At 63.1% G+C, this 17,994-nt stretch carries 16 protein-coding genes; 13 read left to right on the top strand and 3 right to left on the bottom strand.

The window, feature by feature from the left end:
- Positions 1 to 52 precede the first annotated feature (52 nt).
- Genes A0W34_RS18055 through holA form a run of 3 tightly spaced genes read left to right on the top strand, consistent with a single transcriptional unit; the run spans position 53 to position 4,265 of the window.
- Positions 53 to 934, top strand: a complete 882-nt coding sequence (locus A0W34_RS18055; RefSeq protein ID WP_081558041.1) for a helix-hairpin-helix domain-containing protein — start codon at positions 53 to 55, stop codon at positions 932 to 934.
- The gene (locus tag A0W34_RS18050; protein ID WP_081558040.1) at positions 931 to 3,291 is read left to right on the top strand and encodes a ComEC/Rec2 family competence protein; all 2,361 of its coding nucleotides are present in this window, start codon (positions 931 to 933) and stop codon (positions 3,289 to 3,291) included. Before A0W34_RS18055 ends, A0W34_RS18050 begins: the two co-directional genes overlap by 4 nt.
- Positions 3,288 to 4,265, top strand: coding sequence for a DNA polymerase III subunit delta (gene holA / locus A0W34_RS18045; RefSeq protein ID WP_003944476.1), 978 nt, complete (start codon positions 3,288 to 3,290; stop codon positions 4,263 to 4,265). Before A0W34_RS18050 ends, holA begins: the two co-directional genes overlap by 4 nt.
- Before the next feature lie 672 nt (positions 4,266 to 4,937).
- Here the strand turns inward: holA and rpsT are convergent.
- Positions 4,938 to 5,198, bottom strand: a complete 261-nt coding sequence (gene rpsT / locus A0W34_RS18035) for a 30S ribosomal protein S20 (RefSeq protein ID WP_003944567.1) — start codon at positions 5,196 to 5,198, stop codon at positions 4,938 to 4,940.
- A 197-nt stretch (positions 5,199 to 5,395) separates the two neighbouring features.
- Between rpsT and A0W34_RS18030 the strand changes: the two genes are divergently transcribed.
- Genes A0W34_RS18030 through A0W34_RS18015 form a run of 4 tightly spaced genes read left to right on the top strand, consistent with a single transcriptional unit; the run spans position 5,396 to position 9,721 of the window.
- Entirely contained in the window at positions 5,396 to 7,021 is a 1,626-nt protein-coding gene (locus A0W34_RS18030; RefSeq protein WP_081558039.1) for a circularly permuted type 2 ATP-grasp protein, read from the top strand.
- Between the two features lie 56 nt (positions 7,022 to 7,077).
- A complete protein-coding gene (locus A0W34_RS18025; RefSeq protein ID WP_003944483.1) occupies positions 7,078 to 8,049 on the top strand; it encodes an alpha-E domain-containing protein in 972 nt (323 codons plus the stop codon).
- Positions 8,050 to 8,057: 8 nt separating this feature from the next.
- The gene (locus A0W34_RS18020) at positions 8,058 to 8,888 is read left to right on the top strand and encodes a transglutaminase family protein (protein ID WP_007731033.1); all 831 of its coding nucleotides are present in this window, start codon (positions 8,058 to 8,060) and stop codon (positions 8,886 to 8,888) included.
- A 59-nt stretch (positions 8,889 to 8,947) separates the two neighbouring features.
- Positions 8,948 to 9,721 (top strand): aquaporin, encoded by a 774-nt coding sequence (locus A0W34_RS18015; RefSeq protein WP_058039402.1) that lies wholly within the window; start codon positions 8,948 to 8,950, stop codon positions 9,719 to 9,721.
- Positions 9,722 to 9,751: 30 nt separating this feature from the next.
- On the opposite strand, the gene A0W34_RS18010 is transcribed toward A0W34_RS18015, so the two are convergent.
- Positions 9,752 to 10,285, bottom strand: a complete 534-nt coding sequence (locus A0W34_RS18010; protein WP_020969977.1) for a type II toxin-antitoxin system PemK/MazF family toxin — start codon at positions 10,283 to 10,285, stop codon at positions 9,752 to 9,754.
- A 72-nt stretch (positions 10,286 to 10,357) separates the two neighbouring features.
- Here A0W34_RS18010 and lepA point away from each other — a divergent pair, with 72 nt between their 5' ends.
- The 3 genes from lepA to A0W34_RS17995 all read left to right on the top strand — a co-directional run bounded on the left by lepA (position 10,358) and on the right by A0W34_RS17995 (position 14,247).
- Positions 10,358 to 12,250 (top strand): translation elongation factor 4, encoded by a 1,893-nt coding sequence (lepA, locus tag A0W34_RS18005; RefSeq protein ID WP_003944564.1) that lies wholly within the window; start codon positions 10,358 to 10,360, stop codon positions 12,248 to 12,250.
- A gap of 6 nt (positions 12,251 to 12,256) precedes the next feature.
- Complete coding sequence (locus A0W34_RS18000) at positions 12,257 to 13,186, top strand: NAD(P)H-dependent flavin oxidoreductase (protein WP_081558038.1); 930 nt, start codon at positions 12,257 to 12,259, stop codon at positions 13,184 to 13,186.
- Positions 13,187 to 13,266: 80 nt separating this feature from the next.
- Entirely contained in the window at positions 13,267 to 14,247 is a 981-nt protein-coding gene (locus A0W34_RS17995; protein ID WP_232330060.1) for an ABC transporter substrate-binding protein, read from the top strand.
- Between the two features lie 57 nt (positions 14,248 to 14,304).
- Here A0W34_RS17995 and A0W34_RS17990 read toward each other — a convergent pair whose 3' ends face one another.
- Entirely contained in the window at positions 14,305 to 16,263 is a 1,959-nt protein-coding gene (locus A0W34_RS17990; RefSeq protein WP_003944557.1) for a glycoside hydrolase family 15 protein, read from the bottom strand.
- Between the two features lie 82 nt (positions 16,264 to 16,345).
- Here A0W34_RS17990 and A0W34_RS17985 point away from each other — a divergent pair, with 82 nt between their 5' ends.
- The 3 genes from A0W34_RS17985 (at position 16,346) to A0W34_RS17980 (ending at position 17,993) form a co-directional block, all read left to right on the top strand.
- Positions 16,346 to 16,552, top strand: a complete 207-nt coding sequence (locus A0W34_RS17985) for a hypothetical protein (RefSeq protein ID WP_003944489.1) — start codon at positions 16,346 to 16,348, stop codon at positions 16,550 to 16,552.
- A 123-nt stretch (positions 16,553 to 16,675) separates the two neighbouring features.
- A complete protein-coding gene (locus A0W34_RS33750; RefSeq protein ID WP_309599318.1) occupies positions 16,676 to 16,765 on the top strand; it encodes an Ms4533A family Cys-rich leader peptide in 90 nt (29 codons plus the stop codon).
- Between the two features lie 196 nt (positions 16,766 to 16,961).
- The gene (locus A0W34_RS17980) at positions 16,962 to 17,993 is read left to right on the top strand and encodes a sulfate ABC transporter substrate-binding protein (RefSeq protein ID WP_003944569.1); all 1,032 of its coding nucleotides are present in this window, start codon (positions 16,962 to 16,964) and stop codon (positions 17,991 to 17,993) included.
- Position 17,994: the final 1 nt, after the last annotated feature.

Raw genomic sequence — 17,994 nt, 5'->3', positions numbered from 1 at the left:
CAGATACAAATTGTTCGTCGTTGGCGGCGAGGTCTCTCGTTAGCGTCCAGTCATGAGGATCAGCGAGGAGCGCGAGCGGGCGCGTGATCGCCTCGCGGCGATGGACGGCAACTACCGGCGGCGACACGAGGACGTCGACGAATTCGAGGATTCAGGGTCTTTCGAGAGGTCCCCCGAGTGGCTTCGGGACTTCGACGAGGACGACTACGACGCTCAGCCCGACTCGTCACGGTTCGACCGATTGCCCGAACACTGGCGCGGTACACGTTGGCGCCCGAGTCGGTCGGCGACCTGGGTGTTGGCGATCGTTGCAGTTCTGGCCACGGGAATCGGCTTGTTCGCCGTGTGGTGGGATTCTCCGAGCATGCAGGCGGTCCCACCGTTGCCTTCGCCCCAGAATGTCACGGAGAAGGATGTGACTGCCGGCGATGGTGAATCAGCCAGTCCTGTACCGACCGGCGTCGTGGCAGAGCAGCCGCCCGAGGCTGTGGTGGTCAGTGTCGTCGGGCTCGTGCGCACGCCTGGGCTTGTCAATCTTCATTCGGGCTCGCGCATCGCCGACGCGCTTGCTGCGGCAGGTGGCGTGCTCGACGGAGCGGAGACGGTGGGCCTGAATCTGGCTCAGAAACTTGTCGACGGCGATCAGATCGTGGTTGGTGCGGCCGATCAGTCCGGTGGTGTTTCTTCGAGTACCACTGCAGGAGGGACCAGCCCCGCAGCTACGGGGGAATCCGGCGGGGCTGGGCTGGTGAACCTCAATACCGCCACCGAGGCCGAACTGGACGAGCTTCCCGGGGTAGGGCCGGTAACGGCTGCGGAGATCATCTCCTGGCGCACCTCCAACGGAAAATTCACGGACATAGAACAATTGGGGGAAGTCGACGGGATCGGCCCGGCAAGGTTGGCCAAATTGCGAGTGCTGGTGTCGGTGTGAACGAACCGGAAGCCTCGCCGGTCCTCGACGCTCGACTGCTTCTTTCGGCGGTCGCGGTGTGGGGGAGCAGTGCGGTGGGGATCCTGTTCGGCCCGGTCGCCGCGTGGGTACTGGCGGTGGCGTGTGCGGTTCCAGCGGCACTCCTCACTTACGTGGTTGTGCGCCGGACATCAGCGGGGTGGGTACGAATCATGTTGGTTGCATTGCTGTTCGGTGCCGGGTGTAGTGCCGTCGGCGGGTGGCGGGCGTCCGAGGCGGAGAGGCACCCACTGACCCGAGCTTCTCTCGAGGGAGCTTGGGTGAGTGTCGAAGTGGAACCCTCGGAGGATCCGCACGCGGTCTCCGGCGCGGTGGGTCAAGGTCAGGTCGTCTTCAGGGCAACCGTCAATTCGGTGACTGCCCAGAACCGCAGGTACTCCGGAGGCGGCTTGGTCACCATCCGGGCGCCCAGTTCGTCGTGGCTCGAAGTTGTTCCAGGGCAGAGCCTCACGGTTCGTGGCCGGGCGAGTCAGCCATGGCGTAGCGATTCCACGCTCGCCGTGATCACGTCCGAAGGGCCTCCCGTCGCGGTGGGAGAAGTGCCCTGGTATCAGCGATGGGCAAGTGTGGTGCGCATTCGTTTCGCCGCTGCGTGCTCGGCTGCACTCCCGCCGGATCAGGCGGGTCTGCTGCCTGGCCTCGTCGTCGGAGACACGTCGGCGCTGTTGCCGGTGGTGAAGGACAACTTCACCGTTGCCGGACTTTCCCATCTCACCGCGGTGTCCGGCGCCAACATCAGCATTCTGCTCGGGGCCGTTCTGCTGTTGGTCAGAGCCGCGGCGCTCAGTCCACGGGTCGGCGCCGCTTTGGCGGTGGTAGCCCTCGTTGCCTTTGTTGTCGTCGCGAGGCCGTCGCCGAGTGTTCTGCGCGCCTCGGTGATGGGCTTGGTAGGCCTGCTCAGTCTGGTCACTGGTCGGCGCAAACAGGCGCTGCCTGCTCTTGCCGCCGCCGTCATCGTTCTGGTAGTCGTGATGCCCGAGCTGGCCGTCGACTGGGGGTTTGCGCTGTCGACTACTGCCACGGGCGCGCTGGTGATCATTGCGCCGGTGTGGGTGGACGTGCTTCGCCGAAGAGGCTGGCCCCGTTGGTTTTCGGAGATGACAGCTGTCTCGGGTGCTGCGTTTGTCGTGACTGCACCGTTGGTGGGCGCCATGGCGGGAACCTTCAGCGTAGTCACGATTGCCGCGAACATGGCGGTGGCGCCCGTGATCGGAATCATCACGGTGTTCGGTGCGGTGATTGCCTTGTGTGCGCTGATCTGTCCACCGATCGCGGTGTTCGTCGCGCCATTGGTGCGGCCGCCGATGGGGTGGCTGCTGTGCGTGTCCGAGCGGGCGGCGGCGCTTCCCGGAGCGTCAGTGGTAGTGCCGTCAGGACTCATCGGTGCCCTCGTCGTCGTGGGAGTCCTACTGGCCGCGGCCCTGACGCTGTGGAATCGGATTTCGAGATGGGTGCTCGGCGTTCTTGTTCTGGGAGTTGTTCTGGCCCTGATCTTTCAACACGTGTTCGGGGGTGGCCGTTTTGCTCCGGGGTGGGCGCTGGTGATGTGCGACGTCGGTCAGGGGGACGGTCTTGTGCTCTCGACTGGAGACGGCAGGGTGATCGTGATCGATGTCGGTCCTGATCCCACGTCGATGGATCGTTGCCTGAACATGTTGGACGTCAACGACATCGCGTTGCTGATGATCAGTCATTTTCATGCCGATCACATCGGTGGATTGGAAGCAGTCCTGAGTGGGCGTTCGGTCGCTGCGATCGGAGTCGGGTCGATGTTGTTGCCGGAGTCAGGTTTTCGGGCGGTGAAGGATACCGCAGACTCGCAGGCCGTTCCGGTTGTCTCGTTGCGCGCAGGTATGGAGTTGACGTTGGGATCGGTGAACGTGGAGGTTCTCGGTCCGTTGGTTCCGGCTCCCCGCGATGCGGGGGACGGCGCGGACGCCGCGAACGATCAGTCGCTGGTGGTGATGGCGCACACGGGCGCGGGTCGAATTCTGTTGACGGGCGACGCCGAAGTTGCGGGGGAGGAGGCGATCCTCCGATCGGGAGCGGACGTGAAGGCCGATGTGTTGAAGCTGCCCCATCACGGTTCTCGGACCACGTCGTCGGCATTTCTGGAAGCGGTGCGTCCGAGGTTGACGATGATCAGCGTCGGCGTCGGCAACAGTTTCGGGCACCCGAATGCGGAGGTTCTCGATGAACTGGATTCATTGGGCGGGGCGGTGGTTCGGACCGACGTCGACGGCACCGTCGCTGTGTACGGCGGGGGCGGCGGGTCTGTGTCGATCGTGTCGGTTCCTCGTGGGACCATCTTCGGGTGAGTAATCCGTCTGGAGTCGATCCGCTGCATCTTGTTCTCGGGGACGACGAGTTCCTGATCGACCGCACGGTATCGCAGCTCATCAGAGCTGTCCGCGGTGACCGCGGCCAGGGTATTTCGGATCTCCCGGTGACCAAGATGCGCGCGGGCGACACCAATGCTCCCGAGTTGGCCGAGTTGCTCAGCCCTTCTCTTTTTGCCGAAGACCGTGTGATCGTCTTGGAATCGGCTGCAGAAGCAGGCAAAGATGCCGTAGCGCTTGTCCTGGAGGCTGCACGCGAGCCGGCAGAAGGTGTGGTTCTGATCGTCGTGCACTCGGGCGGCGGTCGCGCGAAAGCGTTGGCGCCGGCCCTCGAGAAGCTCGGGGCGACGGTTCACAACTGCGGAAAACTGAACAAGAGTCAGCTTGTCGACTTCGTCCGGGGTGAGTTTCGGACCGCAGACGTCAGGGTTGCGCCAGATGCGATCGCCGCGATGATCGAAAGCGTCGGCTCCAACCTCCGCGAACTCGCGTCGGCCTGCTCGCAATTGGCGGCAGATACGGGCGGCAAGATCGACGTGGATGCAGTCCACAAGTATTACTCGGGCAAGGCCGAGGTTTCCGGATTCGACGTGGCCGACAAAGTCATCGTCGGCGATACCCGGGGTGCGCTCGAGGCGCTCCGATGGGCAGATCAGATCGGAACAGCCCATGTTCTGCTCGCGGATGCCCTCGCCGACGCAGTCCACACCATCGCGAAGGTCGGCCCGTTTGCACGGGGCGGTGACCCGTTCCGGTTGGCGTCGGATCTCGGAATGCCGCCGTGGAAGGTCAAGAAGGCGATCAAGGAGGTCGGCGGCTGGGATCCCACGTCGATCGGCGCTGCGATGCAGATCGTCGCTGCCCTCAACGCCGACGTGAAGGGTGCCGCAGTCGACTCGTCCTTCGCCCTGGAGATGGCAGTGCGGAAAGTGTGCGCGTTGCGGAAGAACTGAGTACAACGTGGCCTACTGCGCGTCCGGCCAGAAGTAGTCCGACGACAGTGGCGGCCGTGGCCTCGCCCGCCCGGTAGTCGAGGCGTTTCACGCAGGCTTGCTCCAACTGAGTATGCGGAATGGCCTGAGGCCGTGTCGTTGGTTCACCTGTTCTGATGTCGGTCACCCGTAGTGAGTCGTGCGACACCGGATTCACCACACTGCCGCAGGCAATGGTTTCTTGGCCGATGCTGTCCACCGGCACCTTCACGGTGGTGAGTACCGCTCGTCCAACGGCGAGAAACGCCAGAATCGCAACGAGTGAACACATCACGCCGAAGAAGATCCGGAATTCGCTACGTTGCCTGCGCCTACACCATCCGTAGCTTGCGGCACCTCCGACGACTGCAACCGTCAATGATTCCCACCAACGAGGGATTCCCAGGGCGGCCACTACGCCGAAAGCGACGACCGCCCAGAAGACAGTCGTGAACAACCAGCTGCGAGGGCGCTTCCCGTGCCCGTTGATCGCCATCATCAGATGGTTGCAGCCCGCTCCACATATTCGCTGCAAGACATGGATGGCGGGTCTTCGCACTGACCCGATTGAATACGCAAAATAGCCGCCTGGTCTTTCGACCTGGCGGCTATCGAGACGAACCAGTGTGACGGCGAACCGTCACAGTGGAAACGTCAGAGCTTGTTGGCAGCCTGCGAGAGTGCAGACTTCTTGTTGGCAGCCTGGTTGGCGTGAATGACGCCCTTGCTGGCTGCCTTGTCGAGCTTGCGGCTGGTGGAGACGAGGAGCTCGTTGGCCTTGTCCTTGTCACCGGCTGCCGCAGCCTCGCGGAATGAACGGATCGCGGTACGCAGCGAGGACTTCACCGACTGGTTACGGAGTCGGGCCGCCTCGTTGGTACGGATTCGCTTCACCTGGGACTTGATGTTGGCCACGCGTAAAATCCTTGTCGTCTTTAGCTGGTTACGGTCGAGAAAGCTGTGGGCGCACTGATGCACCGACTGGCAAGATTACCAGCCGAGGGCCCAAGAACCCAAACCGTCGCACGTTGCGTCTGTCCAGAAGGGTACACCGAGCGCCCGATTGCTCGCCGCGCTGCCGAATAGCCCCACTTGTAGCAGCATGTTGCCCTATGACGCCGTCGCCTTCGAAAAGTTCGAGTAAAACAGGTTCGACCACCACCCGAGCGCGTCCTGCCGCAGTGTTCGACGGATATTCAGACATCGGTCGCTACGAGTTGGCTTTCGACGAGATGTTCGAGCCCGACGGCTCGGTGCGTGGTCCGTACAAGGGTGTGTACAAAGCCCTGGCGCCGACGAGCAGCGCCGACCTCGCCGCGCGTGCCGACGCACTTGGACGCGCATTCATCGACCAAGGTGTGACGTTTTCGCTGTCCGGGCAGGAACGACCCTTCCCGTTGGATCTGGTGCCACGCGTCATCGCCGCCCAGGAGTGGTCGCGGCTGGAAAAGGGCATCAAACAGCGGGTGAAGGCGCTCGAGTTGTTCCTCGCGGACATTTACGGAGAGCAGCGAATCCTGCGCGATCACGTGTTGCCGCGCCGCCTGGTCACCTCGTGCGAGCACTTCCACCGTGAAGCGGCAGGCATCGTCCCGCCCAACGGTGTGCGAATTCACGTCGCGGGTATCGACCTGGTCCGAGACGAGGCGGGAGAGTTCCGAGTCCTCGAGGACAATCTGCGATCTCCGTCCGGTGTCTCCTATGTGATGGAAAACCGTCGCACCATGACTCGGGTGTTCCCGGATCTGTTCATGTCCCACAAGGTGCGGGCGGTCGGTGATTACGCAACACACCTGCTGAGGGCGCTGCGTGCGGGTGCTGCACTCAACGAAGCGGACCCCACAGTGGTTGTTCTCACACCGGGTATCGCCAATTCCGCCTATTTCGAGCATTCGTTGCTCGCTCGTCAGATGGGTGTGGAACTCGTCGAAGGTCGCGACCTGTTCTGCCGCGACAACATGGTGTACATGCGCACTACGGAAGGCGAGCGCCAGGTCGATGTCATCTATCGCCGCATCGACGACGAGTATCTCGACCCGATGCACTTCCGTCCGGATTCGATTCTCGGCGTCGCAGGCCTACTGAATGCGGCGCGGGCGGGCAACGTGGTGATCTCGAGCGCCGTCGGCAACGGAGTCGGTGACGACAAACTCGTCTATACCTACGTTCCGCAGATCATCGACTACTACCTCGGTGAGAAGCCGCTCTTGCAGAACGTCGACACGTTCCGCTGTTGGTTGGACGAGGAGTGCGAGCAAGTCCTCGACCGCGTCGCCGAACTGGTCATCAAGCCGGTGGAAGGGTCCGGCGGCTACGGAATCGTCTTCGGACCCGACGCGAGCCCCAAGGAACTGGCCGCGATAACCCGCAAGATCAAGGCAGACCCGCGCGGGTGGATTGCGCAGCCACTCCTGCAGTTGTCCACGGTGCCGACCAAGATCGACGATGTTCTCTCGCCGCGCCACGTGGACTTGCGGCCCTTTGCCGTCAACGACGGTGAGGACGTGTGGGTGTTGCCCGGCGGCCTGACCCGGGTGGCACTTCCGGAAGGTTCGCTGGTGGTCAACTCCAGCCAGGGCGGCGGAAGCAAGGACACGTGGGTGCTTGCGAGCCGCACCTCTCACGAGGACCCGGAGCTGTCCGGCGAGGAGTTGGTGTCCGAGCCCCCGGAATCCGCGGAGCCGGTGCAGGGTCCCGAACTGAGCACCTCGCAGCAACAACAGCAGCAGCAACAGTGAACACCTCGGAAGTGCCCAGCTACCAAGAACTATCAGTGAACGGAGCGTGGTGACCGATGCTTGCTCGCAACGCAGAGTCCCTCTACTGGATCGGCCGCTACGTCGAGCGCGCCGACGACACTGCTCGGATCCTCGACGTCGCCGTCCATCAATTGCTCGACGACGCCACCGTCGACCCGGACCGCACGTCGCGTCTGCTCCTGCGTGTCCTCGGCATCGAGGCGCCGGAGGGCAAGCTCGACGTGCGCTCGCTCACCGATCTGGTTGCGTTCAGCCGCAACCAGGTTGGTTCGATCGTGGACTCGCTGGCAAGTGCTCGTGAGAATGCTCGCGGGGCGCGTGAGGTCACGTCGAGTGAGATGTGGGAGTGCCTGAACACCACGTACAACGGACTGGCCGAGCGTGAACGTGCCTCACGCAGGCTGGGGCCACACGAGTTCTTCCGCTATGTGGAGGAACGCGCAGCGATGTTCGCGGGCCTGGCGGATTCCACGCTCAGTCGCGACGACGGCTATCGGTTCCTTCTGCTGGGCAGGTCGATCGAACGTGTCGACATGATCGTGCGGATGCTTCTGGCGCGCGCCGGTGACCGCCCGTCGTCGCCGGCATGGGTCAGTGTTCTTCGCTCGGCGGGCGCACATGACACGTATCTGCGTACGTATCGCGGAGCGCTCGACGCCAATCGCGTCGTCGAGTTCATCTTGTTGGACAGGCTCTTTCCGCGCTCGGTGTTCCACTCGATCAGGCAGGCCGAGAAGTGCCTGCAGGAGCTCGACCCGCAGCCGGGCAGTCGCGTCGGAATCCGGGCGGAGGCGCCGAGGCTTCTGGGCCGCGCACGCAGCGAACTCGAGTTCCTGCCGCAGGGCGTGTTGCTCGAGGATCTGCAGGGACGGTTGCTCGGTTGGCAGGAGACCTGCCGCGAACTGGGTGAGGCAATTGCATTGCAGTACTTCCACGCTGCGCCGTGGGTCGCGTGGACGGATGCCGGCGCCGCGTATGCGGAGTCGACGGTGGAGGGAGAGCTGTGAGCTGGCGGATGAGGGTCGTGCACACCACGGGATATGCGTACGACGCCCCGGTGACGTCGTCGTACAACGAAGCGCGATTGACACCTCGCGGCGACACCAGGCAGACGGTGATACTCACGCGCGTCGAAACCCAGCCGGCAACGCGTTCCTACCGATACACCGATTACTGGGGCACCGCGGTGACCGCCTTCGACTTGCACGCCCCGCATACGGAACTCGAAGTGACCGGACTGTCGGTGGTGGAGACGGAACCGTTCGTTCAGCCCGAGGAAACCGTCGACTGGGATGAATTGTCGGGAAACGCGATTAAAGATCGATTCAACGAACAACTGAGTTTCACGAGATATGTTCCGCGTGATCGTAAGCTGGCGACAATTGCCAAGGAATTGCGCAAAGATAAATCACCTGAAGATGCAGTAGTGGCTGCGTCGCAATGGGTTTACGGTGAAATGTCATATGTGCCGGGTACGACCGGAGTGCATACGTCGGCGGTCGAGGCGTGGTCGGCCAGGAAAGGTGTCTGCCAGGACTATGCGCATCTGACCTTGGTGTTGCTTCGAACGATGGGGATACCGTGTCGATACGTTTCCGGCTATCTCCACCCCAAACGTGATGCGGCAGTCGGGGACACGGTGGTCGGGGAATCCCACGCGTGGATCGAAGCGTGGACCGGCGCGTGGTGGGGATACGACCCGACCAATGCGATAGCTGTGAATGAACAGCATGTCTCGGTCGGAATAGGAAGGGACTATTCGGATGTGCCGCCTTTGAAGGGAATCTTTTCCGGTGGACGCTCCACAGATCTCGAAGTTGTTGTGGAGATCACCAGGCTTGCGTAAAGTCCGGCAAATCTAGGCGCGTGAGCATTACTACCGTTCGATGAGAAGAAGGTGGGAATATGTCTCCAACTGCACAGGAATTGACTGAGATCGAACCGATCTCGGATGTGAAGAAGTATGCGGCCGAAGCGGTGGGAACATTTGTGCTCGTGTTCTCCGCAGTCGGAACTGCCGTCTTTGCAGGTGCGAAAGTCGGCAACCTCGGAGTTGCCTTCGCATTCGGCCTGACCCTGCTGTTCCTCGTATATGCGATCGGCCCGATTTCCGGTTGCCACGTCAACCCAGCCGTGACTCTCGGCCAATTCGTGATCGGGCGAATCTCAGCCGTCAATGCGGCGATTTACGTTGTCGCGCAAGTGATCGGCGGCTTGGTCGCAGGCGTCGTGATCTACACGGTGGCCAACAGTCTCCCGGCGTACAACCGTGCTGCTGACGGTTTGGGTGCAAACGGTTGGGGCGCACACAGTCCGTCTGCCGAGAAGAATCTTCTCGGAAATGTGGTTTCCGACGGCTACGGCATCGGTGCCGCCATGATCATCGAGATCCTGCTGACAGCACTGCTGGTATTCGTCGTTCTCGCGTCGACCGACCAGATCTCCGACGTGCCGCTCGCCGGGGTGTCCATCGGCTTCACGCTGGCCGTCATTCACCTGATCTCGATCCCGATCGACAACACCTCCGTCAACCCCGCTCGAAGCCTCGCTGTCGCACCGTTCCAGGACGGTGCATTAGGTCAAGTGTGGTTGTTCATCGTGTTCCCGCTCATCGGCGGTGCGCTCGGTGCACTCATCTATCGAGCACTCTTCGGACGGTTCAACCGTCTGGACAGCTGATCGACACTGTTTCCATCGTCCGGGTCGGCTTCAGCTCCAGCTGAAGTCGGCCCGAAGTTTTGCCGCGACCGCGTCGAACTTTTTGTGATCCATGACGGCGCCCTCGCGCCGGATCCCGCTCTCGGGAACGTCGAGCACCCGGTCGAGCCGGACCCAGCTGGGCCTTCCCTCGCCGTCCCATGGACCCGAACCGATTGCGAGCCAATCACGCTCGCCTTCGCGTTTGCTCTGCGAGGACAGCATCAAACCGAGCAGCGTGTTGCCGTCGCGGCCGACAACCAGCACCGGGCGGTCTTTGCCTTGGGTCGGATCCTCCTCGTAGGCAACCCAGGTCCAGACGATTTCGCCCGGATCGGCCTTGCCGTCGAGGTCGGGGGAGTACTCGACCTTGCGGGCGCGATGTGCGGTCGGAGACGTCCGCGCGGCGATCGGGCGGCCGGACGGACCCGGCTTCGAGGCAGACGACTGGGACGTGGACGACTGCAGCTGGCGCAGCAACGCAGGGCCCTTCTCCACCGCGAGGGCGCCGAGGGTTCTGCCGATCTGCTTCCACATGCTTGCCATAGCGTTCGAGCATAATCACCCACCCGTGGGAACCCCTGGTACGGCGGCGCCGAGACTTGGATATCCTGAGGGTTGACAGTGGCCCGGATCCGGGCCGGTGCCGGTCCGACTAAGGGGTCTCCCATCAGCAGCTTCGCCGACAAGACGTTCACGGATCCTGCGCAGATCCGGAACTTCTGCATCATCGCGCACATCGACCACGGTAAGTCGACGCTGGCAGATCGCATGCTTCAGCTCACCGGTGTGGTCGAAGAGCGGGCGATGCGTGCGCAGTACCTGGACCGCATGGACATCGAGCGTGAACGCGGCATCACCATCAAGGCTCAGAACGTTCGTCTGCCCTGGACCGTCGACGGCGAAGAGTTCGTCCTCCACCTCATCGACACTCCCGGCCACGTCGACTTCACGTACGAGGTCTCCCGTGCGCTCGAAGCATGCGAGGGCGCAATTCTGCTGGTCGACGCTGCTCAGGGCATCGAAGCTCAGACGCTGGCGAACCTCTACCTGGCGATGGAGAAGGATCTCAAGATCATTCCCGTCCTCAACAAGATCGACCTCCCGGCCGCGGATCCCGACCGCTATGCCGAAGAGATCGCGCACATCACGGGCTGCGAGCCCGGTGATGTCCTGCGCGTCTCGGGTAAGACCGGTATGGGCGTCAAGGAACTGCTCGACGAGGTGATCAAGCAGGTACCTGCGCCTGTCGGCGATGCTGACGGTCCCGCCCGCGCGATGATCTTCGACTCCGTCTACGACGCCTACCGCGGCGTGGTCACTTACGTGCGTGTGGTCGACGGTCGGATCCGTCCCCGCGAGAAGATCACGATGATGTCCACGGGCACTACACACGAACTGCTCGAGGTCGGCATCATTTCCCCCGAGCCGAAGGCCAGTATCGGTCTGGGCGTCGGCGAGGTGGGCTACCTCATCACCGGTGTGAAGGACGTCCGTCAGTCGCGCGTCGGTGACACCGTCACCACCACCCGCAACGGCGCGACCGAACCGCTGGTCGGCTACCGCGATCCCAAGCCGATGGTCTACTCGGGCCTCTACCCGATGGACGGCTCGGACTACCCCGTGCTGCGCGATGCCCTCGACAAGCTCCGTCTCAACGACGCGGCCCTGGCGTATGAACCCGAGACGTCGGTTGCCCTCGGATTCGGCTTCCGCTGCGGCTTCCTCGGCCTGCTCCACATGGAGATCACCCGCGACCGCCTCGAGCGTGAGTTCGGCCTCGAACTGATTTCCACCGCGCCCAACGTCGTCTACCGCGTCGTGATGGAGGACGGGGCCGAGGTCATCGTCACCAACCCGTCGTACTGGCCGGAAGGCAAGGTTCGCGAGGTCTACGAGCCTGTCGCCAAGTGCACCGTCATCGCCCCGAGTGAGTACGTCGGCGCCATCATGGAGCTGTGCCAGTCCCGTCGCGGTGAGCTCGGCGGCATGGACTACCTCTCCGAGACTCGTGTCGAGCTGCGATACGAACTGCCCATGGGCGAGATCATGTTCGACTTCTTCGACGCCCTCAAGTCCCGCACCAAGGGTTATGCCAGCCTCGATTACGAGGAGGCCGGTGAGCAGCAGGCCGACCTGGTGAAGGTCGACATCCTGCTGCAGGGCGAGGCGGTCGACGCGTTCTCCTCGATCGTGCACCGTTCCAACGCCGGCGCTTACGGCGGACGCATGACGTCGAAGCTTCGTGAGCTGATTCCTCGCCAGCAGTTCGAGGTTCCGATCCAGGCCGCGATCGGCGCGAAGATCATCTCGCGCGAGAACATTCGCGCAATCCGCAAGGACGTTCTCGCCAAGTGCTACGGCGGCGACATCAGCCGTAAGCGCAAGCTGCTCGAGAAGCAGAAGGAAGGCAAGAAGCGCATGAAGACCATCGGTCGCGTCGAGGTGCCGCAGGAAGCATTCGTGGCGGCCTTGACGTCGGAATCGGTCGGCGAGAAGCCCAAGAAGTAGGAGCGCATGGTCACCACCTGGTTGTCCCGAGAGTTCGGAATCGAAATCCCGGTTCTCGGGGCGCCCATGGGTGGTCGCGCGGGCGGCGCGCTCGCCGGAGCTGTTTCGGCGGCCGGCGGGTTGGGGCTGCTCGGCGCGGCTCGGTACAACACACCGGAGTGGATCGAGGCCGAAGCCGAGGTGGCCCGCTCGATCGGCGGAAAGTTCGGCGTCGGCCTGATGACGTGGTCGCTGCCCGAGAACGAGTTGATGCTCGACGCCGCGATTGCCGTCGAGCCGACCATGATCACCTTGTCGTTCGGTGATCCCGCCTCGTATGTCGGACGAATCCACGATGCGGGCATTCCCGTTGTGTCACAGATCAATACGCTCGAAGACCTTCGCATTGTCGAGGCCGCGGGTGTCGACGGCGTGATCGCGCAAGGCGGTGAGGCAGGCGGTCACACGGGCCGAATCGGAACCTTGCCGCTGCTGCAGGAGATCCTCGAAACGACATCACTTCCGGTACTGGCGGCCGGCGGAATCGGGACCGGCCGCGGTTTGGCCGCAGTCCTGGCGGCCGGCGGGGAAGGCGTGATGATCGGAACGGCGCTGCTCGCCAGCCCGGAGACGGTCGGGCCGGACTATGCCCGCGAGCGCGTCGTGGAAGCCGGAAGTGCCGACACGATTTACACCTCGGTGTTCGACCGAGCGCGCAGTCAACCGTGGCCGCAGCGGTGGGGTGGCCGCGCGGTGGCCAACGAGTTCACCGCCGCCTGGCACGGAGTCGACGCCGATAAGGAAATGCTGGCAAAGGCGTACGACCCGTCGGATCCCCACAGCGGAGTCGTCTACGCCGGAGAAGCTGTCGGACTCGTACACGGAACCCATCCGGCCGGCGACGTGGTTCGACGCATCGGCGCCGATGCGGAGCGTCTGCTCTCTCGTTTCGCCTGAAAGCAAGGTCGGACACAGCCGGGTCCCATATGAGAAGGTAAGCCTCTGCTAACTAGTGGAGGAGTATTTTCGTGCGTGCGATGAAGTTTTCGGCGGTGGCTCTCTTGGGAGCGCTGGTCGTAGGTATCAGCGGATGTTCGTCCTCGGACGCCGACGAGATCGCGGGCGGTCGGGTCACCACGATCGACCACAAGTTCGGCGCCACCACGATCACCGGGACGCCGACGCGCATCGTCGCGGCCGACACCCAGTGGCTCGACGCTCTGCTCGAACTCGGAATCCAGCCGGTGGGGTACCTGGCTGCCGGCCCGATGGGCGACGAGCGTGGTCTGTTCCCGTGGGAGAGTGGCGTGGACGCGTCGGCGAAGGAACTCGATCGCTCGGCGATCCAGCAGTTCGGTGTCCCGCTCAAAGCTGAAGAAATTGCAGCCTTGGATCCCGATCTGATTCTCGGCGGGTTCTCCGTCGCCGATCAGGACGATTTCGACCAGTTGAGCAAGATCGCTCCGACCATTGCCGGTCTGTCCGACGTCCAGGTCGATCCGTGGCAGGACCAGGTGGAGATTCTCGGCCGGGTTCTCGACAAGGAGTCGCGAGCCGACGAGATCGTCGAGGCGACAAACGGGCAGATCGATGCGCTCGCACAGCGGTTGCCGGGGCTGAAGGGTAAGACCGCTCTTTTGTCGCAGTACGTCTTCCCGACGTCGCAGTTGGTGATCGTCGCTGATCCCAAGGACGGTGCTTCGGGACTGTTCACGCGCCTGGGAATGTCGTTGCCGCCCACGCTGGTCGACGAGGCCGGTGTGACCGGTGGCCGGCTGATACTCAGCCCGGAACGGGTCGACGCTCTCAGCGCCGACGTCGTGGTGCTGCTGCCCAACGGCGGGTCGCTCGACGACATGATGAAGCTGCCGGGGTTTGCCGACCTGCCTGCAGTCAAGGGTGGCGGATTGGCCATCGTCGACTATCCGACTGTTGCCGGCCTGAACACTCCGTCGTCGCTGTCGCTGAAGTACTCGCTCGAATCGATCACGCCGCAGCTCGAAGCGGTGGCCGGCTAGACCTGCTGTGCGCCTTTATTAACCGCGGGCGGTTAATAAAGGCGCACAGCAGGGGGTCTAGGTCGCGTTGTGCGCGGGCTGGAAAGCTCCGGCTTCGGCAGCTTCCTCGGCGCGGATCACATGGACCACGGCGTTGATCAGCGCCAGGTGTGTGAACGCCTGCGGGAAGTTACCCAGATGGCGACCGGTGTGCGCGTCGATCTCCTCCGCGTACAGCTTGAGCGGGCTCGCGAACCCGAGCAGGCGCTCACAGAGATGCTTTGCGCGATCCAGTTCGCCGATCTCGACGAGGGCGGACACCAACCAGAAGGAACAGATGGTGAACGTGCCCTCCTCTCCGCTCAATCCGTCGTCGGTGGTGTCGACGCGATAGCGCAGGACCAACCCCTCTTCGGTGAGCTCGTCGGCGATCGCCAGCACCGTCGCCCGGATGCGCGGATCGTCGGCCGGCAGGAAGCGCAGCAGCGGTGCCAACAAGAGCGACGCGTCGAGTGAATCGTGGCCGTACCGCTGCGTCAGAACTCCGCGCGAGTCGACACCGTGCGCGAGGATGTCGGCCTTGATCTCGTCCGCGATGGCTGTCCATTGCTGTGCAAAGCTCTTCTCGCCCTGCATCTCTGCCAGCTTGGCGCCGCGATCGAGAGCGACCCAGCACATGATCTTCGACGACGTGAAGTGCTGCGGTTCACCGCGCACCTCCCAGATCCCGCGGTCGGGCTGGCGCCAATGCTTGATCGCTTCCTCGACCTGCTTCTTGAGCAGCGGCCACAACGCCTCGGGGACGCGCTCGCGGGTACGGATGTGGAGGTACACCGAGTCGAGCATGGTGCCCCAGATGTCGTGCTGCTGTTGATCGAACGCCCCGTTGCCGATACGCACCGGACGGGCGCCGTCGTAGCCGGACAGATGGTTGAGTTCGGATTCCTCGAGCGTGCGCTCGCCGCCGATGCCGTACATCACCTGCAAGGGATGCGGCTGACCGTTGTCCGAACTCGACACGTCGTAGATGAAGTTGAAGAAGTCGTTGGCCTCACGGTCCAACCCGAGCGTGTAGAGGCCCCACAGCGCGAAGGTGGAATCGCGAACCCACGCGTAGCGATAGTCCCAGTTGCGTTCTCCGCCTGGTGTTTCCGGTAGCGAGGTCGTCGAAGCCGCGAGTAGGGCTCCGGTCGGTGCGTAGGTGAGCCCCTTGAGTGTGAGCGCACTGCGCTGTAGGTATCCGCGCCACGGGTGATCGGGGAACTTGCCGATCGTCACCCACTCACGCCAGGACTTGGACGTCTGCCACATCTTGTCGGCGGCCTCGTCGAACGTCTGCGGCGCGGGAAGATCCGACCACGAGAGCGCGACGTACACGTTGTCGCCTTCGACCAGTCGCGTCCGCGCTCGTGCTTCACGACCTTCCAGACCCAGTCGTAGGTCGGTGGTCAAGCGCAGAGTGGGATGGTCTCCGGGCTTGGCGGAGCGACACGTTGCCGTTGCTTCCTCGTAGACCTTTCCGGTGTACTCCCAATTCGCCGTGCCACGGTGATAGTCGAACGCGGGCTCACAGCTCATCTCGAGTTCGACGGTGCCGCTGACGCATTTGACCGTACGGAGAAGGGTGTGTTCGGCATCCCAGTCGGTCGGTGTGCGCTTGTGCGTGTTCGATCGCTTGTCGACGTTGTGCCAGGGACCGAGAACCAGGGCGTCGCGGACGACGAGCCAGCCGGTCTCGGTCTGCCAGGTGGTCTCGAGAATGAGTCCACCCGGCAGATAGCGCCGAGCGGCCGGCACGTTCTGGCCGTAGGGGCCGATACGGAAATGGCCTGCGCTGCGGTCGAGGATGGCACCGAACACGCTGGGGGAGTCCGGGCGGGGAACGCACATCCACTCGACAGATCCGTTACGGGCAATCAGGCACGAGGTTTCGCAATCGGAAAGAAACGCATAGTCGTCGATCGGGGGAAAGTTGCTTCGATGGTGACCCGTGGAGGCGGGAGGAATCGTCTGCACCACTTCGTCGTCAGCACTCATTCGGCCATCATCCGGCCAGAATCGGCACACGTCCAATCCACACGCTGTCGGGACCGTATCGTCCGAAGGATAGGGTGTTGGCGTGGATCGGATTGCGGATTGGTGGGACAGCTTCGAGCTGTGGATGGCGGGGCTCCCGTTCATCCCGCAGGTCGCGTTGGTCCTGATCGTCGTCGTTCCGCTGTGCCGCCTGGTGGCCATCGGTCTGGATCGCGCGTTGGCCGCCGTTCTCGCTCTGCCGCTCTTCGGCTGGTTGCGTAGGAATTCTCGAGAAGTAGAGGAAAGCTGATGCCCCGCTCACGGGTCACTCTCGCCCTGATAGCCCTGATTCTCCTCGTGATCGTCGCGTGGCTTCTCACCCGTTAGTTCTCCCGATTAGAGCGGGCGCCGGTGCTCTGCTAAAGTCCACCGCGTGTCCGAAGCAACAGCTCCCGTAATCCGCCACCAGTTGGCGTTGATTGCTGTCGGCATGCTCGACGTCGCTGACGTCGCCTGTTGTTGATTTCCTGAGTTCGACCTCTCCGGTGGTGCTGCGCACCCCACTCGAACTTCTCTGCGCGTAACTCGCGCCCCCGATTCAGGGCTCATCGCCCGTCGGCTCTCCATGTCTGAACATCCCGATGGAATCAGCCCCAGAGGTCTCGGACTTGTCGTTTGACCAACCCTCGTTTGTCAGTCCTTTCAGGAAGGTATCTGCAATGAAACGCCGTTCCCGCACACTTCTCACTGCTATCGCGACCATGGGGGCCGTGGTACTCACAGCGTGCAGTGGTGGCTCGAGCGACACCGTGGGTGGTGACAGCGCCGCCAGCGACGGTAGCGCCGGCACGATCAACCTGTTCGCCTACGCCGTGCCGAAGCCTGGCTTCGACAAGCTCACCGCAGCCTTCCAGGCGACCGACGAGGGCAAGAACGTCAACTTCAATCCTTCCTACGGCGCCTCGGGCGACCAGTCGCGCAAGGTGAAGGACGGCGCCGAGGCAGACTTCGTCAACTTCTCCGTCGAGCCCGACATCACCCGCCTGGTCGATGCCGGTCTGGTCGATCAGAACTGGAACCAGGACGCCTACAACGGAATTCCGTTCGGATCGGTAGTCACCATCGTGACGCGTCCGGGGAACCCGAAGGGCATCAAGGACTGGGACGACCTGCTTCAGCCCGGCCTCGAGGTCGTCACGCCGAACCCGTTCAGCTCCGGCTCGGCCAAGTGGAACCTCTTGGCGCCGTACGCCGCCAAGAGCGACGGTGGCAAAAACCCGCAGGCGGGGCTCGACTACGTCACCGCCTTGGTCAACGACCACGTCAAGATCCAGCCCAAGTCGGGACGCGAGGCTTCGGAAGCCTTCCTGCAGGGCAGCGGTGACGTTCTGATCAGTTACGAGAACGAGGCACTGTTCATCGAAGGCAACGGCGACCCGGTCGAGCACGTCACCCCGCCCACGACCTTCAAGATCGAGAACCCGGTTGCGGTGATCTCGAACAGCAAGGTCCTCGACAAGGCGACCGCGTTCAAGGACTACCTGTACACGACCGAGGGTCAGACGCTCTGGGCCGAAGCAGGATTCCGTCCCGTGGATCCCGCCGTCGCTGCCAAGTTCACCGACAAGTTCCCCGAGCCGACCAAGCTGTGGACCATTGCAGACCTCGGCGGCTGGAAGGCCGTGGACAGTGCTCTGTTCACCAAGGACACCGGTTCGATCGCAGTGATCTACGACAACGCGACCAAGTAAG

The sequence above is a fragment of the Rhodococcus sp. BH4 genome (assembly GCF_002079265.1).
Classification (GTDB): Bacteria; Actinomycetota; Actinomycetes; order Mycobacteriales; family Mycobacteriaceae; genus Rhodococcus_F; species Rhodococcus_F qingshengii.
The sequence above is the reverse complement of the archived record's forward strand: the minus strand, read 5'-3'. Positions and strand labels throughout refer to the sequence as shown.

Coding starts and splice junctions, on each gene's coding strand:
- A0W34_RS18000 (WP_081558038.1), top strand. CDS start 12,257: ATGGTCACCACCTGGTTGTCCCGAGAGTTCGGAATCGAAATCCCGGTT.
- A0W34_RS17995 (WP_232330060.1), top strand. CDS start 13,267: ATGAAGTTTTCGGCGGTGGCTCTCTTGGGAGCGCTGGTCGTAGGTATC.
- A0W34_RS18015 (WP_058039402.1), top strand. CDS start 8,948: ATGTCTCCAACTGCACAGGAATTGACTGAGATCGAACCGATCTCGGAT.
- A0W34_RS18030 (WP_081558039.1), top strand. CDS start 5,396: ATGACGCCGTCGCCTTCGAAAAGTTCGAGTAAAACAGGTTCGACCACC.
- A0W34_RS18020 (WP_007731033.1), top strand. CDS start 8,058: ATGAGGGTCGTGCACACCACGGGATATGCGTACGACGCCCCGGTGACG.
- A0W34_RS17980 (WP_003944569.1), top strand. CDS start 16,962: ATGAAACGCCGTTCCCGCACACTTCTCACTGCTATCGCGACCATGGGG.
- A0W34_RS18010 (WP_020969977.1), bottom strand. CDS start 10,285: ATGGCAAGCATGTGGAAGCAGATCGGCAGAACCCTCGGCGCCCTCGCG.
- A0W34_RS17990 (WP_003944557.1), bottom strand. CDS start 16,263: ATGAGTGCTGACGACGAAGTGGTGCAGACGATTCCTCCCGCCTCCACG.
- A0W34_RS18055 (WP_081558041.1), top strand. CDS start 53: ATGAGGATCAGCGAGGAGCGCGAGCGGGCGCGTGATCGCCTCGCGGCG.
- A0W34_RS18025 (WP_003944483.1), top strand. CDS start 7,078: ATGCTTGCTCGCAACGCAGAGTCCCTCTACTGGATCGGCCGCTACGTC.